Annotated in this window: 2 protein-coding genes; one reads left to right on the forward strand and one right to left on the reverse strand. The window is 69.8% G+C overall.

The genetic code is table 11. From position 1 onward, the window contains the following. Window positions 1-1,188 (reverse strand): excinuclease ABC subunit UvrA (locus tag GPA_RS14130; protein WP_462486147.1); only part of this gene is annotated, 1,188 nt, incomplete at its 3' end. A 168-nt stretch (window positions 1,189-1,356) separates the two neighbouring features. On the opposite strand from GPA_RS14130, the gene GPA_RS14135 reads away from it, so the two are divergent. Then, window positions 1,357-1,919, forward strand: a 563-nt coding sequence (locus tag GPA_RS14135) for a VanZ family protein (protein WP_041240608.1), incomplete at its 3' end; no start/stop codon positions are given.

The raw sequence follows: 1,919 nt of genomic DNA on the forward strand, positions 1-1,919 counted from the left end.
CAGCTGCACGCGCTGCCGCTCGCCGGTGGAGAGCGTCGAGCCCGCGCGGTCGAGCGAGAGGTAGCCCAGCCCCAGGTCGACGAGCCGGCGCGCCGTGTGCTGGAACGACTCGCAGATGTTCCGCGCCATCGGGCGCATCTCGGTCGGCAGGCCGCCCGGCACGGCGTCCACCCAGCCCGTGAGGCCGTCGAGCGTCTTCTCGGTGGCCTCGGCCAGGTTGATGCCCGCCACCTGCGGCTTCAGCGCGTCGGCCGACAGGCGCGTGCCGTGGCACACGGGGCAGGTGCCCTGCTTGAGGAAGCGGGCCACGCGCGCGAGGCCCTTCTCGTCCTTCACCTTCGCCAGCGCGTTCTCCACGGTGTAGACCGCGTTGTAGTAGGTGAAGTCCAGCTCGGCGAAGGTGTCGGACTTCTTCGCCTTGTACAGGATGTGTTTCTTCTCGGCGGGGCCGTTGAACACGATGTCGCGTTCCTTGGGCGTGAGCTGGTTGAACGGCACGTCGGTGCGCACGCCCATCTCCCGGGCGACCTGCTTCATGAGATCCCACATGAGCGTGCCCCACGGCGCCACCGCGCCCTCGTCGATGGTGAGCGACTCGTCGGGCACGAGCGCGTCCCTGTCCACGGTGCGCACGACGCCGGTACCGTCGCATTCGGGGCACGCGCCGTCGCCGTTGAAGGCCAGCTCCTCGGCGCTCGGGCCGAAGAACTCCACGCCGCAGACGGGGCACGTGATGGGACGCTCGGCGGCGACGTTCAGCGTGGGCGGAACGCGGTGGCCGTTGGGGCACACATGGCTGCCGACGCGCGAGAACAGAAGGCGCAGGCTGTTCAAGAGCTCGGTGGAGGTGCCGAACGTGCTGCGCACGCCGGGGACGGCGGGCCGCTGGTGCAGCGTGAGGGCGGCGGGCACGTGCAGCACCTCGTCCACGTCGGCGCGCCCCGCCTGCGTGAGGCGGCGGCGCGTGTAGGTGGAGAGCGCCTCGAGGTAGCGGCGCGAGCCCTCCGCGTACAGCACGCCGAGGGCGAGCGACGACTTGCCCGACCCCGACACGCCCGCGATGCCCACGAGGCGGTTCAGCGGAATGTCGACGTCGAGGTCCTTCAGGTTGTGCACCTGCGCGCCGCGCACCTGGATGCGGTCGGGCGCGGGCGGGGCAGGCGTTTGGGTGTTTCGCGAGGTATCCATGCCGCCATTGTAGCGCTCTGCCCGTTTCGCCGCGAGGTGCCGGCCCTTCTCCACCTGCGCCTTACAAAGAAGTAAGCGCGCCGTAAGCGTCGGGCAAGGCCGCCGCAAGGGTCGTGCGCCATACTGGAACCCGTGAGGACGGGGCGGCAACCGGGAGAGAAGAAGACGATGGGATACCTTGCGCAGTTCCTCGGACGGTTCAGCGAGAGCTTCGCAGCGGCGGTGGCGCTGTGGCCGCTTGCATCGCTGCTGCTCACGCTGCCTATCCTTGCCTACCTGTACCACCGTGACGGACGGTTGCGCGCGGCATCGGCGGTGTCGGCCTACCTCGCCGTGCTCTACGTGCTGGGGCTCGGGTGCTTCACGCTCTATCCGTTGCCCGACGGCACGTCCGGCCCCGGCATCACCTACGGCATCGAGCCGCGGTTTAACCCGCTCGGCTTCCTGGACGACCTCGCGAAGGACGGCGTGCGCGCCCTGCCGGACATGGTGGCGAACGTCGCATTCTTCGTGCCGCTCGGCTTCATTGCGGGGCGCCTGCTGCGCTGGCGGTTCGCAATGACGCTCGCGGCGGGGTTCGGCACCTCGCTGCTGATCGAGACGGCGCAGCTCACCGGCTTGTTCGGCCTGTATCCCTATGCGTACCGGATGTTCGACGTTCTGGACCTGTTCTGCAACACGGCGGGCGCTGCCGTCGGGTGGGGCGCCGCCGTGCTCGCCGGGCGCCTGCT

Origin of the sequence: Gordonibacter pamelaeae 7-10-1-b, from assembly GCF_000210055.1 — a bacterium.
GTDB classification, from domain to species: domain Bacteria; phylum Actinomycetota; class Coriobacteriia; order Coriobacteriales; family Eggerthellaceae; genus Gordonibacter; species Gordonibacter pamelaeae.